The organism is Frigidibacter sp. MR17.14 (assembly GCF_037095735.1).
Classification (GTDB): domain Bacteria; phylum Pseudomonadota; class Alphaproteobacteria; order Rhodobacterales; family Rhodobacteraceae; genus Frigidibacter.
In genome coordinates, this window is sequence record NZ_JBAWKD010000004.1 from 19,374 (window position 1) to 38,653 (window position 19,280).

Sequence of the window (19,280 nt, forward strand, 5' to 3'; positions counted from 1 at the left end):
GGGTTGCCGCGGTGCCGCATTCCGGCGCCAACTGCGGGGCCGGGACGCGCGGGGCTTCCCCCCGGCTGATTAATCAATATTAACGACTGGACTTGACGGTTCAGGAGCGGGCCCTGCGCCCGGGACGCGACATGACCCCCATTTCCGCGGCGAGGGCCGTCCCCGGTGCCTCGGCGGCCGATGCGCAGCTCGACGCGGTCTTCGATCTCGCGCCGGTGTCGATGTGGCTCGAGGATTTCAGCGGGGTGAAGGCGCAGTTCGATCGCTGGCGGGCCGAGGGCGTGACCGATCTGCGCGCGCATCTTCTGGCCGATCCGCGCCGCATCGCCGAGTGCTCGGCCCGGATCCGGGTGCTGCGCGTCAATGCCCGCACGCTCGAGCTGTTCGAGGCCGAGAGCCTCGGGCATCTGGTCGAGAACCTTGGGCAGGTGTTCCGCGACGACATGCTGCTGACCCATGTCGGCGAGCTTTGCCAGCTGTGGGAGGGGCGCGCGGGCTTCACCAGCGCCGCGGTGAACTACACGCTGTCGGGGCGCCGGCTCGACATCCAGCTGCGCGCGGCGGTGCTGCCGGGACACGAGGCGGACCTCGGCCGGGTGCTGCTGACCGCCGAGGACGTGACCCGGCGCGAGCAGGCGCTGCGCGGCGAGCTGGTGAACCGCCAGTATGCCGAGGGCCTGTTCGAGCATTCGCCCGTCTCGCTCTGGGTCGAGGATTTCAGCCGCATCCGCGAGATGCTGGAAGAGCTGCGCTTTCAAGGCATCACCGACCTGCGGGTCTTCACCGACGTGCATCCCGAGTTCGTCACCGAATGCATGTCCGAGATCCGCGTGCTCGAGGTCAACCGCGCCACGCTCGAGATGTTCTGCGCCCCCGATCAGGACGTGCTGCTGGACCGGCTGCACGAGGTGTTCCGCGACGGGATGCAGGCGCATTTCCGCGAGCAGCTGATCGAGCTGTGGAACGGCCATCTCGTGCACAGCCGCGAGGTGCTGAACTACGCCCTCGACGGCAGCGAGCGCAACGCGATCATGCAGTTCTCGGTGATCCCGGGGCGCGAAGGCGACTGGAGCCGGGTGCTGGTCTCGCTGACCGACATCACCGCGCGCAAGAAGGCCGAGGCCTATCTGGTCTATCTGGGCAAGCATGACGTGCTGACCGGGCTCTACAACCGGGGCCATTACATCGACATGCTGAACCGGCTGACCCGTCAGCAGGTGGCACCGATCTCGGCGATCGCGCTGGACCTGAACGGGCTGAAGGCGGTGAACGACGAATGGGGCCATGACGCGGGCGACGCGCTGCTGCGCCGCGTGGGCGAGGTGCTGAAAGAGGCGGCCGGCAGCCGTTGGCACGCCGCGCGGGTGGGCGGCGACGAATTCGTGCTGCTGATGCCCCGCGCCGATGCGGCGGAGACCGCGACGCTGCTGGCGGCGCTCGACCGGCTGGTCGAGGTCAACAACCAGTTCTATTCGACCATGCCGATGTCGCTGGCGATGGCCGCGGCGACGGTGCAGCCCGGCGAAACGCTGGAAGCGATGCTGCGCCGCGCCGACCGGGCGATGTACGGCCGCAAGCGCGACCACTACGCCGCCGCCGGCTGACCTGCGCCCCCCGGCTCACAGCAGCGGTTCGATCGCCCGCGCCAGAAGCGCGGCCCCGGCCATGCTGGGGTGGGTGGCGTTGAAGTAGAGCACCCGGCCGTCCGCGGTCACCGGGCAGCGGCCCGCGGGACAGAGCAGCGGCCGCGGGTCCACCAGCCGCACCCCCGGATCCCGGGCAAGATCGGCCAGCGCCGCGTCCCAATCCGCCGAGCGCTCCGGCGCGAAGGCCAGCCCGGCCGGGTCGATCCCGATCGCGCGCCGGGCGCCCGCGACCTGCGGCACCTCGAAGCCCGGCACCGGGATCTGTCCCAGCAGGATCACCTGCTTGCCGGCACCGCGCAGCGCGCTCACCACGCGGCCAAGCCCCTCGGCCAGACCCGGGCCCGGCAGTTCGGGATAGGCGTCGTGGTTGACCGCCAGCACCACGCTGCGCACCGCGCCATCGGCCACGAGATCCGCCAGCAGCGCCGCATTCGCGCTGCGGCAATGCGGGCGGCGCGGGAAGTCGAGGCCGGTCACCGGCGGGCAGGCAGAGGCCGTCACCTGCCGCAGCCGGTGCCCTTGCGCGAGCGCCGCCGCAAGCTCGGTTCCGTGGCTGTCGCCCCAGACGACGAGATCCACCGTGCCCGCGGGCTCCTGCTGCGCCGGTCCGAGCACGCAGGCCTGCGCATAGGGCAGGCGGCTGTCGTCGTCCTGATGGCAGCGCCCCCGGTCAGGGCTGAAGTCCTGCGCCCCGGCGAAATAGGCCCGTGCCGCATCGGGGAAGCGCCCGGGCCAGCCGCCCGACTGGTGCAGCACGACCGTGCCCGCGCCCAGCACCACCATCGCCGCAAGGCCCCCGCGCAGGATCGGGGCGGTCGGCGGCAGCGCCATCGCCGGGCGCTCGACCAGTCGCCAGCTGGCCCAGCCCAGCAGCACCGACAGCGCCAGCGCCAGCGCCATCACCGGGACCGGCGGCTCGCCCGGGGTCAGGATCCGCAGATAGGCCATGACCGGCCAGTGCCAGAGGTAGAGCGAATACGAAATCGCCCCGAAGAACAGCGCCAGCGGATGGCCCAGAAGCCTGTCGGGCAGGCCGGTCGCGCCGGACCGGCCGCCATGCAGCACCAGCGCCGTCCCGCCGGCCGGAAGCAGCGCCCAAAGCCCGGGGAACGGATGCTCGGGCGTGATCAGCCAAAGGCTCGCCACGATCAGCGCAAGGCCCAGCGCGCTGGCCGCGCGGCCCGCCCGCGGCCGCGGCGGCGGCAGATAGGCGGCCAGCGCGCCCAGCAGGAACTCGAACCCGCGGTAGGGCAGCAGGAAATAGGCGCCGAGCGGATCCTGCCCGATCCCCCAGTGCGACAGCCCCAGCAGCCCGAGCGCGGCGACGGCGGTGACCGGCACCAGCGCGCCCGCGCCGCGGCGCATCAGCAGGGCCAGCGCCAGCGGGAAGACCAGGTAAAACTGTTCCTCGACCGACAGCGACCAGGTGTGCAGCAGCGGACGCAGCTCTGCCGCGCGGTCGAAGTAGCCGCTGTGGCGGTAGAAATCGACGTTCGAGACGAAGAAGATCGAGCTGAAGGCGGTGCGGGCCAGCTCGCGCAGGGCCTCGGGCGACAGCACCAGCAGCCCGCCCGCGACGGTCAGCGCCAGCATCGCCAGCAGCGCCGGCGCGATCCGGCGCATGCGGCGGCGATAGAATTCGGCCAGCCCGAACCGGCCCGCGGCGATGTCGCGGCGCAGGATGCCGCCGATCAGGAAGCCCGAGATCGCGAAGAAGACATCGACCCCGGCGAAGCCGCCGGGCAGGGCCCGCGGGAAGGCATGGAACACCACCACGCCCAGCACGGCGATCGCGCGCAGACCCTGGATGTCCCTCCGATGCTGTCCGCCGGCCAAGTCCCGCTTCCCGTCCCGCTGCGTCCGGCCTTCCCTGCCACATCTGCCGGGGGCGCTCCAAGTCTCTCTTTCGGACAGCCCGGGACGCGGACGGATCGGGCGGGACTGTGGACCTTGCCCGCCCCGGGGCGCTATGACGGCGGCAGCGGGGCAGCGACCCCGGCGGATCTGGCAGGACGGGAGCGGCGCGATGATTCCGGTGAAGGGCCTCGAGGGGCGGAAGGTTGCGGTGCTCGGGCTCGGGCGCTCGGGTCTCGCGACGGCGAAGGCGCTGGTCGCGGGCGGGGCCGAGCCGCTTCTATGGGACGACAGCCCCGAGGCGCGCGAGAAGGCCGAGGCCGCGGGTTTCGTCACCACCGACCTCGGGCGCGATGCCGCCTGGACGGGGATCGAGCTGCTGGTCACCTCGCCGGGCATCCCGCATCTTTACCCGCAACCCAACCGCCACATCCTGAAGGCGCTGGAGCTGGGCGTGCCGGTCGACAACGACATCGGTCTGTTCTTCCGCAGCTGGGCCGACCGGGCCTGGGACAATTTCGACGTGATGCCGAAAGTGGTCGCGGTCACCGGCTCGAACGGCAAGTCGACGACCACGGCGCTGATCCATCACATCCTGGCCCAGGCCGGGCGGCCCACGCAGATGGCCGGCAACATCGGCCGCGGCGTCCTCGACATCGAGCCCGCGCAGGACGGCGAGGTGGTGGTGCTGGAGCTGTCCAGCTACCAGACCGACCTCGCGCGTGCGCTGACGCCCGATGTGGCGGTCTTCACCAACCTCTCGCCCGACCATCTCGACCGCCACGCCGGAATGGGCGGCTATTTCGCCGCCAAGCGCCGGCTCTTCGCGGAAGGCGGCCCCGACCGCGCGGTGATCGGCGTTGACGAGACCGAGGGGCTCTATCTCGCCAATCAGCTGGCGATGGGCCCGGCCGACGACCGGGTGATCCGGATCTCGTCGGCGCGCAGGATCGAGGGCGAGGGCTGGTCGGTCTACGCCCGCAAGGGCTTCCTGTCGGAATGGCGCAAGGGGCGGCAGGTCGCCTCGATCGACCTGCGCGGGATCGCCGGGTTGCCGGGCGCGCACAACCACCAGAACGCCTGCGCCGCCTACGCGGCGACGCGCGCGCTGGGGCTGGCGCCACGGGGGATCGAAGAGGCGCTGAAAAGCTTCGCAGGCCTTCCGCACCGCTCGCAGACCGTGGGCACGCGCGCCGGCGTGCGCTTCGTCAACGACAGCAAGGCCACCAATGTCGACAGTGCCGCCAAGGCGCTGCAGGCCTTCCCCAAGATCCGCTGGATCGCCGGGGGGCTGGGCAAGGACGGCGGCATTGCCGGGCTGTGGGAGCATCTGGGGTCGGTCTCGAAGGCCTATCTGATCGGCCATTCCGCCCGCGACTTCGCCCTGCAGATCGGCGACACCCCGCACGAGATCTGCGAGACGCTGGAGGTCGCGGTGGCGCGGGCAGCGGACGAGGCGAAGGAGGGCGAGGTGGTGCTGCTGGCCCCGGCCGCGGCGAGCTTCGACCAGTTCCCGAACTTCGAGAAGCGCGGCGAGGCCTTCATGGAACTGGTGCGCGCCCTGCCGGGGGTCGAGACGCCCTGAGGGCGAGAAAGGGGCTCTGCCCCCGCCGCGTGCCGCGGCCCCCCCGGAGTATTTTCGCCAAGCCGAAAGGGTCAGGGGGCGATCAGCGAACGGGCGGCCGCCCCGCGCACCGCCTTGGTGAGCGCGCCGAGCGGCCCGGCGGCGCGGCGCGACCATTGCCAGTGCAGCGCGACATCCATCGGCAGGTCGGGGCGCAGCGCCACCAGCCGGCCCGCGGCCAGGGCGGCGCGGACCATGGGTTCCGGGTTCATGCCCCAGCCGATGCCGAGTTCCGCCGCGGTCACGAAGGCCTCGGACGAGGCCATGCGGTGCCCCGGCAATGCCACCGCGCGCCCGGTGGCGGCGCGCGCCCAGTCGGCCTGCATCCGGTCCTTGCGGTCGAAGACCAGCGCCGGGGCGCGGGCCAGCGCCTCGGCGGTGACGCCGTCCCCGAACCAGCGCGCGACGAAACCGGGGCTCGCGGTCGCGACATAGCGCAGCGCGCCCAGCGCGCGGGCGTCGCAGCCCTGCACCGGGCGCGCGTGCGCGGTCACCGCCGCCAGCACCTCGCCGCGGCGCAGCCAGTCGGCGGAATGGTCCTGGTCGTCGATCACCAGTTCGAAAAGCCGCCCCTCGATCCCCGCCAGTGCCGGCAGGAACCAGGTGGCGAGGCTGTCGGCATTCACCGCGATCCGGATCACCGGCCAGTCCTCGCCCGCGGCGGGCGCCAGCACCTCGGCCTCGAGCAGGCGCACCGCTTCGGCATGGGCGGCGAGCCGCGCGCCCTCGGCCGTCGCCACCACCGGCGGCCCGCGCTCGACCAGCACCGCGCCCACGCGCTCTTCCAGCGCCCGGATCCGCTGCGACACCGCCGAGGGCGTGACCCCCAGCCGCTCGGCCGCCGCCTCGAACCCGGCGAGGCGCAGGACCATCGAAAGCGTGTCGAGCTGGGTATAGTCGAGCATAAGATAAACTTCATCAGATTTAGATGGATGAATTTCTCTTATCCGACGTCGTCCGCTATGTCGCGCCTGTGTTTTCGCATTGGCAGAAATATCCCGGGGGTCCGGGGGCAGCGCCCCCGGCCTTGGGCAAGGAACGGAGCAGGATCATGTGGACATCGGCGGCTTCCGGCATGGGCCTTGGCCTCGGCCTCATCGTCGCGATCGGCGCGCAGAACGCCTTCGTGCTGCGCCAGGGCCTGCGGCGCGAGCATGTCTTCGCGGTCGCGGCCTTCTGCGCGCTGGCCGATGCGCTGCTGATCGCGCTGGGGCTGGCGGGCCTGTCGGGCCCCATCGCCGCGGTGCCGGCGCTGGGGCCGGGGCTGCGCTGGGCGGGGGCGGCCTTCCTGGCGGGCTACGGCGCGCTGGCGCTCAGGCGCGCGCTCTCGGGGGCCGAGGCGCTCGACCCCGGGCAGGCCCCGCGCCAGAGCCTGCGGGCGGTGATCGCGACGCTGGCCGCGATCACCTTCCTCAACCCGCATGTCTGGCTCGACACCGTGGTGCTGCTGGGCTCGGTCGGCGCCTCCCATGCGCCGCACCAGCTGGCCTTCGGCCTGGGGGCCGCGACGGGCTCTGTCCTGTTCTTCTTCGGCCTTGCCTATGGCGCGCGGCTGCTGGCGCCGCTGTTTGCGCGGCCGGGGGCCTGGCGCGTGCTCGACGGGCTGATCGCCGCGGTGATGTGGGTGCTGGCGCTGGGGCTTGCCCTCGGGGGCTGACGGGCCGGGGCCTGCATCTGCCGCATTGTCTTCGCCGCGCGAAGCGGCGAGGAAGGGCCATGCGCCCGAACCCGTCCCCGAACCCGTCCCCCGCCGCCGCCGCCCGTCCCGCCCAGAACCCCGTGATGGGGGTGGCCTGGATGTTCGGCTCGAGCCTTGCCTTCATCGCGGTGAACGGGATCGTGCGCCACCTGGGCACCGACCTGCCCACCGCGCAAAGCGCCTTCCTGCGCTTCCTGCTGGGCCTCGTGTTCCTGCTGCCGGCGCTGCGCACCGTGGCGCTCAGCCGCTTCCCGGCGCGCACCTGGCGGCTCTTCGGGCTGCGCGGCGCGATCCATTCCGTCGCCGTGGTGCTGTGGTTCTACGCCATGGCCCGGATCCCGGTGGCCGAGGTGCAGGCCATCGGCTACCTGAACCCGATCGGCGTCACCCTTGGTGCGGCGCTGCTCTTCGGCGAAAGGCTGGCGCTGCGCCGGATCCTCGCCATCGCCGTCGCCATGCTGGGGGCGCTGGTGATCCTGCGCCCAGGCCTGCGCGAGCTGTCGCCCGGCCATTTCGCCCAGCTCGGCGCCGCGATCTGCTTCGCGGGCAGCTACCTGACGATGAAGAAGCTGTCGGACCTCGCCCCCGCGGGGGTGGTGGTCGCGATGATGTCGGTGACGGTGGCGCTGTTCCTCGCGCCCTTCGCGATCGCGGTCTGGGTGCCGCCGACGGGGGCGCAATACCTCGGACTCTTCGCCACCGCGCTCTTCGCGACCCTTGCGCATTATTCGATGACGCGAGCGTTCCGGGTGGCGCCGGTCTCGGTCACCCAGCCGGTGACCTTCCTGCAGCTGATCTGGGCCTCGCTCCTTGGCCTGCTGATGTTCGGCGAGCCGGTCGATCCCTTCGTGATCCTCGGCGGCGTGATGATCATCGCCGCGATCAGCTACATCACCTGGCGCGAGGCGCGGCTGAAGCGCGGCGCGACGCCCCCCGTCAACGCGGCGAAGCAGTAGCCCGCCGCTCGCCGCGCATCCTGAGGCTCGCGCGCGTCGCCAGCCGGTCGATCGCCCAGTGCAGCGCCAGCGTCATCGCCGCCAGCACCAGAAGCGCCGCGAACATCAGGTCGGTCTTCGCCCGCCCGTTCGCCAGCAGCATCAGGTAGCCAAGCCCGCCCGACGAGCCGACCCATTCCCCGATCACCGCCCCGATCGGCGCATAGACCGCCGCGAGCCTCAGGCCAGAGGCCAGCCCCGGCAGCGCCGCGGGCAGCCGGACCTGCCACAGCAGCCGCGCGGGCGTGGCACCCATCACCCGGCCCTGCTCGATCCAGCCGCGGGGGGTGGCAAGGATCGCGTCGTGGAAGGCCGAGGCGACGGGGAAGAAGATCACCAGCACCGCCATCACGATCTTGGCCGACAGCCCGTAGCCCAGCCACAGCGTCAGCAGCGGTGCCAGCGCGAAGACCGGGATCGTCTGGCTGAAGACCAGCACCGGGCGCAGCACGGCTTCCAGCCGCGGCAGCGCCGCCATCGCGACCGCGGTGCCCGCGCCGAAGAGCGAGCCCAGCAAAAGCCCCGCGAGGATCTCGGTCAGGGTGATGCCCGCATGTTCCGCGATCAGCGCGCGCGAGGACCACAGCGTGGTCAGCACCCGTTCGGGCGGTGGCAGGATGAAAGGCGGCAGGCCGGTCACGCTGACCAGCGCCTGCCAGAAGACCAGCGCGGCGCAAAGGGCAAGCGGCAGGCGCAGGGCGCGGATCATGCGCGCTCTCCGGCCATCAGGGCGCGCAGAAGCCGCGCCTGCGCCTCCAGCACCTCGGGCGCGTCGGGGGCGCGGGGCAGGGGCGTTGCGGGCGCTTCGAGCGCCGTCAGGCCATCCTCGGTCAATTGCCAGATCCGCTGGCCCAGCCGCGCGGCCTCGGCGGCGTCATGGGTCACCAACAGCACGGTGCGGCCCGCCAGCAGCTCGGCCGCCAGCCCCTGCATCCGCGCCCGGGTCGCGGCATCCAGCGCCGAAAACGGCTCGTCCAGCAGCACCACCGGGCGGTCCTCCATCAGCGTGCGGGCGAGCGCGAGGCGCTGGCGCTGGCCGCCCGACAGTTCCGAGGGCAGCCGCGCCTCGAAGCCCTGAAGCCCCACCCGCCCGAGGATTTCCGAAGCGCGGGCCCGGTCCGGACGCTCGCCGCGCAGGCGCGCGCCCAGCGTGACGTTGCCCAATGCGTCGAGCCAAGGGAGCAGCAGGTCGTCCTGCGCCATGAAGGTCACGCGGCCGGCCAGCGCCGCGCCGTCATCGGCCCCGACATGGCCCTCGAACGCGGCGCCGGTGTCGAGCCCGGCGAAAAGCCGCAGGATCGTCGACTTGCCGACGCCCGAGGGGCCCAGGAGGCAGGTCCATTCCCCCGCATCCGCCCGGAAGTCGAGCGGCGGGAAGAGCGGTTGCGCGCCGAAGCGCGCGGCGCCCTGCAGGACCAGCCCCGGAGGCGCCACGAGAGGCGCCACGAGAGGCGCCGCGGGCGGCATCACGGGCAGCCCCGCAGGCCCATGTCCCAGAAGGCGGCCTCGAGCCGGGTCGCGGTGGCGAAGGTCTCGACCAGCGACGCCCAGCGCGGCGAGGCCTCGGGCGCGGGCCCGATGCGTTCGGCCACGGTGCGGTCGATCAGCACCGCGACGCCCTCGCAGACGCCCTGATACTCATCGCCCGCATAGGTCGCGATCCAGTCGGCATAGGCGTCAGAGGTCGCCTCGTCCCGCAGGGCCGTCCCGATCTCGCCATAGCCCAGCACGCAGGGCGCCAGCGCCACCAGCAGGTCGAGGAAGTCGCCCGCATGGCCGCAATCCAGCACGAAGCGGGTATAGGCCACGCATTCGACGGCCTCGGGCGTGGCCAGCAGCTCGGCCTCGGGGATGCCCGCCGCGGCGCAGGTCGCGACATGCAGCTTCATCTCTTCGTCCAGAAGCGCATGCACCGTCGCCGCGCAGGCGCGCATCGCCGGCAGGTCGGGCGCCTTGGTCACCGCCAGCGCCCAGGCGCGCGAGAAGTGGATCAGGAACAGGTAGTCCTGCCGCAAGTAGTGCAGGAAGGCCGCGCTCGGCAGCTCTCCGGTGCCCATGCTGCGCACGAAGGCGTGGCGGGTGTAGGCGGGCCAATGCCCGCCCGCCGCCGCCCGAAGCGCCGGGAAGGTGGTGCCGTAGCTCACTCGGTTGCCCCGAGATCGACGGCGAAGTCAGAGACCGGCTTCACCTCGGGAATCAGGCCCGCGTCCTTCAGGAAGGCCTCGAAATGCGCGTAGCGGCCTTGGTCGAGCGCGGCGGGGCTTTGCGAGAAGCGCGGCAGCGTCAGGTCCCAGGCGCGGGCGTTCAGCTCGTCGTTCAGCTCGGGCGCGGTGCCCGAGAAGATCTCCCAGCCCTCGGTCGGGTGGTTGACGATCCATTGTGCACCCCGCTCGGTCGCGTGCAGGAACTTCTGCACCGCCGCGCGGTCCATCGTCTTCGGATTGGCGATGTAGATCAGCTCGTCATAGGTCGGAACGCCGTTCTCCTCGGGATAGATGCAGGTGCCCTCGACGCCCTCGATCTTCATCTGCGTCAGCTCGAAGTTGCGATAGGCGCCGATCACCGCATCGACCTGACCCGACATCACCGCCGGCGACAGCGACCAGTTGACGTTGACCAGCTCGACATCGTCCAGCGTCAGCCCGGCGGGCTTCAGCATCGCGGTCAGCAACGCCTCTTCGACCCCCGCGACCGAGAAGCCGATCTTCCTGCCCTTCAGGTCGGCCACGGTCTTCACCGGCCCGTCCTTCTGCACCAGAAGGCAGTTCAAGGGCGTCGCGACCAGCGTTCCGACGCGGGTCAGCGGCATCCCCTCGGCCACCTGCAGGTGCAGCTGCGGCTGGTAAGAGACACCGATGTCGGCCTGTCCGGCGGCGACCATCTTCGGCGGGTCCGAGGGATCGGCCGGCGCGATCACCTCGACCTCGAGCCCCTCGTCCTTGAAGAAGCCCTTCTCCTGCGCGACGATGATCGGCGCGTGGTCGGGGTTCACGAACCAGTCGAGCATCAGCTTCAGATGCGTGGGCTCCTGCGCCGAAACCGGCAGGGCGATCAGCGCCATCAGGGCTGCGGGAAGCGTGGTCTTCATCGGGTCTCTCCCTGAGAATGATCGCCCAGCGCCACGAGCGCGATCTCGCCCGGCCACTGTGCGGAAAGTTTCTCGGCCGCCTGCCAGCTGCGCAGGCCGGACCGGCAGATCAGCACCGCGCGCTGGCCCGGGGCGGGCAGCGGCGGGGCGTCGAAATCGGCCACCGTCAGGCGGCGCGCGGTGGGATGGGCCAGCGGCCCCTCGTCTTCGGCGCGCAGGTCGACGAGGAAGTCGCGGCCGTCGAGCGCGCCGGCATCGATGAAGCGCGGCGCGTGATCGGGCTCGGGCGCGCGGTCGAAGCGGAAGCCGCCGGCGCGGAAGCCCGCGCCGTCGAAAGTCACGATCCTTCCCAGCGGGGTTCTGTCACCCGTGGCGATGGCCAGCGCCATCTGCGCCTGCAGGCTGCCGATCACGCCGACGACCGGCCCCAGCACGCCATTGACCGCGCAGGAGCCCATGCGCTGCGGCAGGTCGGGGAAGACCGCGCGCAGGGACGGCGCCCCGGCGCAGAACCCGCCCGCATAGCCGTCACGCCCCACGACCGAGGCCGACAGGAACGGCAGCCCTGCGGCAAGGCAGAGGTCCGACAGGATGTAGCTGACCGCGAAGCTGTCCGCGCAATCGAGCACCATCGTCACGCCCTCGGCCAGCCTTGCGGCAGTGGCGGGCGTTAGCGCGGCGCGGAGGGACTCGATCGCCGTCTCGGGGTTCAGCGCCGCCATCCGCGCCGCCGCCGCCGCGACCTTCGGACGGCCGATGTCGCTTTCGGTGAACAGCGTCTGGCGGTGCAGGTTCGAGCGGTCGACCACGTCCGGATCGACGAGGCGTATCCGTCCGAAACCCGCACCGACAAGATACTGCAGCACCGGCGCCGCCAGCCCGCCCGCGCCCACGACCAGCGCATGCGCACCGCGCAGCGCCTGCTGGCCCGCGACTCCAAAACCCTCGACGGCGATCTGGCGGGCGTAGCGGCTCATCGCTTGCCCGACAGCCAGTCGTCGGCCATGTCGGGGCTCTCGTCCTCGTGCCCGGTGATCTCGGCGATCTCTTCTTCCTCGCCTTCTCCTTCGGCGCGGGTGGCGGCGAGCCAGTCGAGCACCTTCTGCTCGGGGTCCTCGTCCAGCGTGATGTCGGTCACGACCGAGCAGACATCGGCGCCGGCGGCGAAGGCCTGACCCGCGCGCGGGATGGTGATCCCGCCGATGGCAACCAGCGGCGTCGCGCCGATGATCTGCTTCCACTCGCTGACGCGCTCCAGCCCCTGCTGTTCCCAGCGCATCTTCTTCAGCTTCGTCGGCCAGACCGGCCCCAGCGCGATGTAATCGGGGTGCAGCGCCAGCGCGCGGTCCAGCTCCAGCTCGTCATGGGTGGAAACGCCCAGCTTCACCCCCGCCTCGCGGATCATGTCGAGATCGGCCTCGTCCAGATCCTCTTGCCCGAGGTGGATCCACTCGGCCCCCAGCTCCAGCGCGATCTGCCAGTAGTCGTTGACCACCAGCGTGCAGCCATAGTCGGAACAGACCGCCTGCGCGCGCTCGATCTCGGCGCGGACCGTGGCCTCGTCCATGTCCTTCAGGCGGATCTGCACCAGCTTGATGCCCAGCGGCACCATGCTCTCGATCCAGTCGGCATCGGGGAAGATCGGGTAGAAACGGTCGAGGGTCATGAAAGGAACGCCTTTCCAAGAACGGGGGTCGAGGGCGCGGCCATGTCGCGCGGCTCCATCGGGTCTGCAAGATAGCCAAGCCGCCCGGCCTTCAGCGCCAGCGCGAAGCCCTCGGCCATCGCCGCCGGGTCGCCGGCCTTGGCGACGGCGGTGTTCAGAAGAACCGCGTCGAAGCCCAGCTCCATCGCGTCGGCGGCCTGCGACGGCAGGCCGAGGCCCGCATCGATCACCAGCGGCACCTCGGGGAAATGGGCGCGCAGGGACCGCAGGCCATAGCGGTTGTTCAGGCCCAGCCCCGTGCCGATCGGCGCGCCCCAGGGCATCAGCACCTCGCAGCCCGCGGCCAGCAGCTTCTCGGCCAGGATCAGGTCCTCGGTCATGTAGGGAAAGACCTTGAAGCCCTCGGCCGTCAGGCTTTTCGCCGCGTCCAGCAGCGCGAAGGGATCGGGTTGCAGCGTGTCGGCATTGCCGATCACCTCCAGCTTGATCCAGTCGGTGTCGAAAAGCTCGCGTGCCATCTGCGCGGTGGTGATCGCCTCGCGCGCGGAATGGCAGCCGGCGGTGTTGGGCAGAACCTTCACGCCCAGATCGGAGATCAGGCGCCAGAAATCCGCCCCGGCCCTCGATCCCCCGGCCTCGCGCCGGACCGAGACGGTGGCGATGCCCGCGCCCGAGCGGCGGAAGGCCTCCGCCAGCACCGCCGGCGAGGGGTATTGCGAGGTGCCGAGCATCAGGCGCGACGATACTTCGGTGCCGTAGAAGGTGACGGGATCGCTCATCTCAGCCTCCTTGCCGGGGGGTGACGACCTCGATCCGGTCGCCGGGTTCGATCGGGGTGGCGGCGCGGGCGGCGGCGGGCACGAAGTCCTCGTTCACCGCCGTCGCGACCTTGGCCCCGCCATAGCCCGCGGCCTCCAATGCCGCGGCGAGCGTGTCGTCCGCGACCTCCAAGGGCTCTCCGTTCAGATAGACTTTCACAGCATCAGCTCCGGTGTCTTGGCACCCGCCAGCAGATCGGCGGCCATCCCGGCGATCACCGGGGCCATCAGGTAGCCGTGGCGGTGCAGGCCGTTGAGGTAAAGCACGCCGCCCCGCTCGGTCAGGTGCGGGATGTTGTCGGGGTACGAGGGGCGGGCATCGACGCCGATCTCGAGGATCTCGGCCTCGCCGAAGGCGGGGTCGAGCGCGTAGGCGCTGCTCAGCAACTCCATCACCGAGCGCACGCTGGCGCGGGCCCGTTCGGCGCTTTCGATCATCGTCGCGCCCAGCATGAAGACATTGCCACCGCGCGGGACCAGATAGATCGGGATCCGCGGATGCAGCAGCCGGATCGGGCGGGCGTAGTCGATCCCCGGGGCCAGCAGCGTGATCGCCTCGCCCTTCACGCCGCGCAGCTCGGGCAGGGCGTCGCGGGCGGCAAGGCCGCGGCAGTCGACGATCCGCGCCCCCTGCGGCGCGGTGTCGGTGAAGCTCACGCCCAGCCGGTCGCAATTTTCGCGCAGGCGGGCCAGCGCCGCGCGCGGGGTCAGATGCGCCTCGGTCGGGAAGAACAGCGCCCGGTCGAAGCGGTCGCCCAAGCCGGGCTCCAGCGCCGCGATGCCGGCGGCGTCGCGCCACTCGTGCCCCTCGGTGCGCCGCGCGAACCGGTCGAGCTCGCGCCGGTCGCGGCCCAGCGCCAGCACCAGCGTGCCGCGGTGCTCGACCGCCACGCCCTGCGCCGCCCACCAGCCGGCGGCCTGCTGGCCAAGGCGCACCACCGGCTCCTCGGCGGTCTCGCCCTCGCAGAAGGGTGCAAGCATGCCGCCCGCCCACCAGGAACAGGCATGGGGGCCGGGGGCGGGTTCCGGGTCGAAGAGGCTGACCTCGATCCCGCGCGCGGCCAGTTCCACCGCCGCGCACAGCCCCATCACCCCGCCGCCGAGGATATGCGCCTTCATCTGCTCACCTCTTCCAGGGTCGGCCAGAGCGCGTGGAAATGATGCACCGGCCCGTGGCCCGCGCCGATCTTCAGCGCATCGGCCCCGGCGATGGCGCGGTGCAGCCAGCCATGCGCCTGCGCCACGGCCGCGGGCAGCGCCAGCCCGCGCGCCAGCCCCGCCGCGATGGCAGAAGAAAGCGTGCAGCCGGTGCCATGGGTGTTGCCGGTGGGCAGGCGCGGCGCCTCGAAGGCCAGCGTTCCCCCCGGCGTCACCAGCAGGTCGGTGCAGACCGCGCCCTCGGCATGGCCGCCCTTCATCAGCACCGCCCGCGCGCCAAGGGCTAGGAGCGCATGGCCCTGCGCCTCGGCCGCATCGCGGGTCGCGGCGGGGGCGGTTCCCAGCAGCCGCGCGGCCTCGGGCAGGTTCGGGGTCAAAAGCGTGGCGCGGGGCAACAGCCCGGACACCAGCGCCGCCACCGCGGGTTCGGTCAACAGCGCATCGCCGGACTTCGCGACCATCACCGGATCGAGCACCACCGGGCCCGCGTAGTCCTTCAGCGCACCCGCCACCGCCGCGATCACCTCGGGCGTCGCCAGCATGCCGATCTTCACCGCATCGACGCGGATGTCCTCCAGCACCGAGCGGATCTGCGCGGCGACCATCTCTGGCGCGATCGCCGCCACCCCCTGCACGCCGACGGTATTCTGCGCGGTGACGGCGGTCAGCGCCGAGGCGCCAAAGACGCCCAGCGCCGAGAAGGTCTTGAGATCGGCCTGAATGCCGGCGCCGCCGCCCGAATCCGAACCGGCGATGGTCAGCGCGACCCGCGCGCCGGATCCGGTGCCAGCCTTCGCCTGGCGGTCCTGTGCGCCGCGGTCTTGTGCCCCTTGGTCCATCTGCCGCCCTCCATGCGGCGGTCGGAACATCGGCATCGGGGGCGAGTGCGCGCCGGTCCGCCCGCTTGGGGCCAAGGCGCGTATCCGTTCCCTCCGCCGGTGCTGACCGGATCAGGTTCGATGGGTTGGCTTGCGGCCTCTCAGCCCCGGCCTGTGACGGCGGGGCACCCCAACGGATGAAGTTCCCATGACGTAGCGGCGGACGGGGACGTGTGCAAGGGGGCTCTGCCCCCGCCGCGCCTGCGGGCGAGGCTCCCCCGGAGTATTTTTGCCAAGCCGAATGGAACAGTGCGACGGAATTCATTTGCCTGCGAAGGACGGCGCGGGTCTGATCGGGGCATCCCGATCCGATCCCGAGGCCGCCATGACCGCCAGCCCGCGCTATCCGCTTGCCGCCCGTCCGCTGTCGCTGAGGGGGCGCAGGCTGCGCGCCCGCGTCTACTTGCCCGCGCACCAGCCGGGGCTCGCCGAGGGCGGCGCGCCGGGCGAGCGCTACATCGCCTATCACCGCGCCCGCGCCGCGGCGGGGCTGGGGATGCAGATCACCGGGGCGACGCCGGTCGTCGCCTCCGAGGTCTGGGCCGACGGCAAGACGTTGGTCAATGTCGACGACGGCATCATCCCGGGCTACCGGCGGCTGGCGGCGGCGGTGCAGGGCGAGGGCGGGCTGATGCTGGCCCAGCTTGCCCATGTCGGCGCGATGGAGACCGCGGGCGATCACATCGTCTCGGCCTCGTGGGACCGCTCCGAGCTGACACAGCGGATGAGCCGCGCGGCCAGCGCCGAGGAGCTTGGCTGGATCACCGGCCGCTTCGCCGCCTCGGCCCGGCGCTGCCGCGAGGGCGATCTCGACGGGGTCGAGGTCTCGCTGGCACACGGCATGCTGCTGGCGAGCTTCCTCAGCCCGGCGATGAACCGGCGCGAGGACGGCTATGGCGGCGCGCTTGCGGCGCGCTGCCGCTATCCGCTCGAGGTGCTTGCGGCGGTGCGAGGGGCGCTGGGCGAGGACCGGATCCTCGGCATCCGGATGCCCGGCGACGAGTTCCTGACCGGCGGCATCGACCCCGAGGAAGCCGGACGGATCGCGGTCGAGATCGCAGGGTCGGGGCTTGTCGACTACATCAGCGTCACCGGCGGCAACAACCTGCGCAAGCTGGCCCGCATCGACCACTGGCCGCCGACCCCCGCGCCCTTCGCGATCTTCCGCACCGCCGCCGCGGCCGTGCGCCGCGCGCTGACCGCCGCGGGCCATGCCGACCTGCCGGTGGCGACGGTGGGGCGCGTCACCTCGATCGCGCTGGCCGAAGAGATCCTTGCTGCGGGGGATGCCGATCTCGTGGGCATGGTGCGCGCCAATGTCGCCGATCCGCGGATCCTGCCCTTGTCGCAAGAGGGGCGCGAGGCCGAGGTGCGCCCCTGCATCGGCGCCAATGTCTGCATCAACTCGCTGATGGCGCATGAGACGCTGACCTGCATGGCCAGCCCGGCGCTGGGCCGGGCGCCCGCTCAGGCCGCCGCCGCGCGCCTGCCCGAGGGCAGCACCGTCGCGGTGATCGGCGCCGGTCCCGCCGGGCTAGAGGCCGCGCGGCGGGTGGCGCTGGCCGGCGGGCGCGCGGTGATCTTCGAACGGACAGAGGCGATCGGCGGGCAGATGGCGCGCTGGGCCGACACGCCCTCGCGCCGCGAGTTCCTGAAGCTGATCGGCTGGTGGCGGGCCGAGATCGACCGGCTGGGGATTGAGCTGCGCCTTGGCCAGCCCGCGGACCCGGTCGCGGTGGCGGCGCTGCGCCCGGCGCAGGTGCTGCTGGCCACCGGCTCGCGCCCGGTCTTCGTGCCGGTGCCGGGCGATGGCCCTTCGCAATGTGGCCCCTGGGACGCGGCCGTCGATCCGCCGCGGGCAGAGGGCCATGCCGTCGTGCTCGACCGTTTCGGCCGCCTTGCCGGGATGCTGACGGCCGAGCGTCTGGCCGCCGCGGGCTGGGGGCGCGTGAGCTATGTCACCTCGAGCCTGCACCCCGGCGAAGGCGAGGGGATCACAACCGCTTACGCGCTTCTGCGCAGCCTCGCCCGGGCCGGGATCGCGGTTACCGACCGGGCCGAGCCGGTGGCGCTCGAGCCGCGCCGGCTGATCCTGCGCGGCGTCTTCGACGAGCCGCGCGCGGCGATCGAGGCGGTGGACCTGATCGTGCATCTCGACCGCACCCTGTCCGAGACCTCGGCCGAGGCGGCGCTGACCGCCGCCGGCCTGCCGGTGACGCGGATCGGCGACGCGAAGCTGCCGCGCGGGGTGACGGAAGCCGTCGCCGATGCCGCGGCGACCGTCTGGGATCTGGCGGCGCCGGGCCGGGCCGCCGCAGAATAGGGACGCCGGGCAAGGCAGGCGCGGTCACGCCGCGCGCGGTGCCCCGCTGCCCGGCCGCTGCGGAGCGCTTCCCCAAGGACGCACGGTCCCGCGTCGTGTCGAAGATGCCGGGTCGAACGCGATCTCGCGCTTGGCGAGGCCGGTGCAGGTGCGACCGTCCGGGACATGGCGCCGGGCCGGGTCGCCGCGAAATAGGGACGCCGGGCCGGGCAGGCGCGGCCATGGCGCGCGCGGTGCCCCGCCGCACGGTCGCTGCGGGCCGGTCCCCCGGCGCGCACGGCCCCGTGTCGCGCTGAAGGTGCCGTGGCGAACGCGACGTCACGTTTGGCCCTGCCGCCCGGGCCGGTAAGCTTCCCGCGGAACGGGCGCCGGAGGAGGCCGCCCGCGGAGGATCCAGGTGAAGACCCGCATCGCGATGCTGGCCGAGACGGCGCTGCCGCGGCCCTACGACCGCTCCCGACCGCTGAAGATCGTCGAGGCCGAGCTTTCACCCCCCGGGCCGGGCGAACTGTCGGTGCGCATCGCCGCCGCGGGCCTGTGCCATTCCGACCTTTCGGTGATCGACGGCAACCGCCCGCGCGCGCTGCCGCTGGCGCTGGGCCACGAGGCCGCGGGCGTGGTCGAGGCCGTGGGCCCCCATGTCACCCGCTTCGCGCCGGGCGACCATGTCGTGCTGATCTTCGCGCCCTCCTGCGGCCATTGCCTGCCCTGCGCCGAGGGGCGTCCGGCGCTTTGCGAGCCGGCGGCGGTGGCGGCGGGGCAGGGCAGCCTGATCACCGGCACCCATCACATCAGCCACGAGGGGCACCGCGTCGACCACCACATCGGCGTTTCGGCCTTCTCGGACCGGGTGGTGGTGGCCGAGGGCTCCTGCGTGAAGATCGACCCCGCGATCCCGCTCGACCGCGCGGCGGTGCTGGGCTGCGCGGTGCTGACCGGCGTGGGGGCGGTGCTGAACACCGGCAACCTGCGCGCGGGCCAGAGCGTCGCGATCATCGGGCTTGGCGGCGTCGGGCTGGCGGCGCTGCTGGGCGCGGTCGCCGGCGGCGCGCGCCGGGTCATCGCCGTCGACCTCTCGCCCGAGAAGCGCGCTTTGGCGCTCGACCTCGGCGCGACCGAGGCCATCGATCCCACCGCCCCCGGCGCGGCCGAGGATCTGCGCCGCGCGACCGGCGGCGGCGTCGATCTGGCGGTCGAGCTTGCGGGCGCGGTGCCGGCGCTGACCTTCGCCTATGACATCACCCGCCGCGGCGGCACCACCGTCACCGCGGGCCTGCCGCATCCGCAGGCCGAGCTGAAGATCCCCGCCGTCTCGCTGACCGTGGGCGAGAAGGCGCTGAAGGGCTCGTACATGGGGTCCTGCGTGCCGATGCGCGACATCCCCCGCTTCGCCGAGATGATGATGCGCGGCCAGCTGCCGGTCGAAAAGCTGGTCACCCACCGCCTGACGCTCGACGAGATCAACGAGGGGTTCGAGCGTCTCGCCGCCGGTCAGGCCGTGCGCCAGCTGGTGATCTTCGACGCCTGAGGC

Annotated in this window: 17 protein-coding genes, 1 pseudogene and 1 riboswitch; of the genes and pseudogenes, 6 read left to right on the forward strand and 12 right to left on the reverse strand. The window is 72.2% G+C overall.

Features of this window, described 5'->3' with window-relative positions:
- Positions 1-131 precede the first annotated feature (131 nt).
- On the forward strand, positions 132-1,604 hold the full coding sequence (locus tag V8J36_RS12275) for a sensor domain-containing diguanylate cyclase (RefSeq protein ID WP_336467590.1): 1,473 nt from the start codon (positions 132-134) through the stop codon (positions 1,602-1,604).
- A gap of 15 nt (positions 1,605-1,619) precedes the next feature.
- Here V8J36_RS12275 and V8J36_RS12280 read toward each other — a convergent pair whose 3' ends face one another.
- A complete protein-coding gene (locus tag V8J36_RS12280; protein ID WP_336467591.1) occupies positions 1,620-3,482 on the reverse strand; it encodes an acyltransferase family protein in 1,863 nt (620 codons plus the stop codon).
- Positions 3,483-3,672: 190 nt separating this feature from the next.
- Here V8J36_RS12280 and murD point away from each other — a divergent pair, with 190 nt between their 5' ends.
- Positions 3,673-5,085, forward strand: a complete 1,413-nt coding sequence (gene murD, locus V8J36_RS12285; protein ID WP_336467592.1) for a UDP-N-acetylmuramoyl-L-alanine--D-glutamate ligase — start codon at positions 3,673-3,675, stop codon at positions 5,083-5,085.
- A 71-nt stretch (positions 5,086-5,156) separates the two neighbouring features.
- On the opposite strand, the gene V8J36_RS12290 is transcribed toward murD, so the two are convergent.
- Entirely contained in the window at positions 5,157-6,029 is an 873-nt protein-coding gene (locus tag V8J36_RS12290) for a LysR family transcriptional regulator ArgP (protein ID WP_336467593.1), read from the reverse strand.
- Positions 6,030-6,175: 146 nt separating this feature from the next.
- On the opposite strand from V8J36_RS12290, the gene V8J36_RS12295 reads away from it, so the two are divergent.
- Both V8J36_RS12295 and V8J36_RS12300 read left to right on the forward strand, forming a co-directional pair.
- Positions 6,176-6,781: a LysE/ArgO family amino acid transporter gene (locus tag V8J36_RS12295; protein ID WP_336467594.1), complete on the forward strand. Its 606-nt coding sequence runs from the start codon at positions 6,176-6,178 to the stop codon at positions 6,779-6,781.
- Positions 6,782-6,840: 59 nt separating this feature from the next.
- A complete protein-coding gene (locus V8J36_RS12300; RefSeq protein WP_442902489.1) occupies positions 6,841-7,779 on the forward strand; it encodes a DMT family transporter in 939 nt (312 codons plus the stop codon).
- Here the strand turns inward: V8J36_RS12300 and V8J36_RS12305 are convergent.
- The 10 genes and pseudogenes from V8J36_RS12305 to thiD all read right to left on the reverse strand — a co-directional run bounded on the left by V8J36_RS12305 (position 7,760) and on the right by thiD (position 15,387).
- Positions 7,760-8,527 (reverse strand): ABC transporter permease, encoded by a 768-nt coding sequence (locus V8J36_RS12305; protein ID WP_336467595.1) that lies wholly within the window; start codon positions 8,525-8,527, stop codon positions 7,760-7,762. The two genes, V8J36_RS12300 and V8J36_RS12305, sit on opposite strands and share 20 nt — an antisense overlap.
- Entirely contained in the window at positions 8,524-9,285 is a 762-nt protein-coding gene (locus V8J36_RS12310; protein ID WP_442902493.1) for an ABC transporter ATP-binding protein, read from the reverse strand. The genes V8J36_RS12305 and V8J36_RS12310 overlap by 4 nt, the downstream gene beginning before the upstream one ends.
- Positions 9,285-9,962, reverse strand: coding sequence for a TenA family protein (locus V8J36_RS12315; RefSeq protein ID WP_336467597.1), 678 nt, complete (start codon positions 9,960-9,962; stop codon positions 9,285-9,287). Before V8J36_RS12315 ends, V8J36_RS12310 begins: the two co-directional genes overlap by 1 nt.
- The gene (locus tag V8J36_RS12320) at positions 9,959-10,906 is read right to left on the reverse strand and encodes an ABC transporter substrate-binding protein (protein WP_336467598.1); all 948 of its coding nucleotides are present in this window, start codon (positions 10,904-10,906) and stop codon (positions 9,959-9,961) included. Before V8J36_RS12320 ends, V8J36_RS12315 begins: the two co-directional genes overlap by 4 nt.
- Positions 10,903-11,883 carry a HesA/MoeB/ThiF family protein gene (locus tag V8J36_RS12325; RefSeq protein WP_336467599.1) on the reverse strand — a complete coding sequence of 327 codons (981 nt, stop codon included), beginning with the start codon at positions 11,881-11,883 and terminating at the stop codon, positions 10,903-10,905. Before V8J36_RS12325 ends, V8J36_RS12320 begins: the two co-directional genes overlap by 4 nt.
- Positions 11,884-11,978: 95 nt before the next feature.
- A pseudogene (locus V8J36_RS12330) lies at positions 11,979-12,572 on the reverse strand (thiamine phosphate synthase); the annotation flags it as partial.
- Entirely contained in the window at positions 12,569-13,351 is a 783-nt protein-coding gene (locus V8J36_RS12335; RefSeq protein ID WP_336467600.1) for a thiazole synthase, read from the reverse strand. The gene V8J36_RS12335 and the pseudogene V8J36_RS12330, both read right to left, overlap by 4 nt.
- A 1-nt stretch (position 13,352) precedes the next feature.
- Positions 13,353-13,550 (reverse strand): sulfur carrier protein ThiS, encoded by a 198-nt coding sequence (gene thiS / locus V8J36_RS12340; RefSeq protein WP_336467601.1) that lies wholly within the window; start codon positions 13,548-13,550, stop codon positions 13,353-13,355.
- A complete protein-coding gene (locus tag V8J36_RS12345; RefSeq protein ID WP_336467602.1) occupies positions 13,547-14,509 on the reverse strand; it encodes an FAD-dependent oxidoreductase in 963 nt (320 codons plus the stop codon). Before V8J36_RS12345 ends, thiS begins: the two co-directional genes overlap by 4 nt.
- The gene (gene thiD, locus V8J36_RS12350) at positions 14,506-15,387 is read right to left on the reverse strand and encodes a bifunctional hydroxymethylpyrimidine kinase/phosphomethylpyrimidine kinase (protein WP_336467603.1); all 882 of its coding nucleotides are present in this window, start codon (positions 15,385-15,387) and stop codon (positions 14,506-14,508) included. Before thiD ends, V8J36_RS12345 begins: the two co-directional genes overlap by 4 nt.
- 71 nt (positions 15,388-15,458) lie before the next feature.
- Positions 15,459-15,569: riboswitch (TPP riboswitch) on the reverse strand.
- Positions 15,570-15,751: 182 nt separating this feature from the next.
- Here thiD and V8J36_RS12355 point away from each other — a divergent pair.
- Positions 15,752-17,749 carry an oxidoreductase gene (locus V8J36_RS12355; protein WP_336467604.1) on the forward strand — a complete coding sequence of 666 codons (1,998 nt, stop codon included), beginning with the start codon at positions 15,752-15,754 and terminating at the stop codon, positions 17,747-17,749.
- 397 nt (positions 17,750-18,146) lie between these two features.
- Complete coding sequence (locus V8J36_RS12360; RefSeq protein WP_336467605.1) at positions 18,147-19,277, forward strand: zinc-dependent alcohol dehydrogenase family protein; 1,131 nt, start codon at positions 18,147-18,149, stop codon at positions 19,275-19,277.
- Positions 19,278-19,280 lie beyond the last annotated feature (3 nt).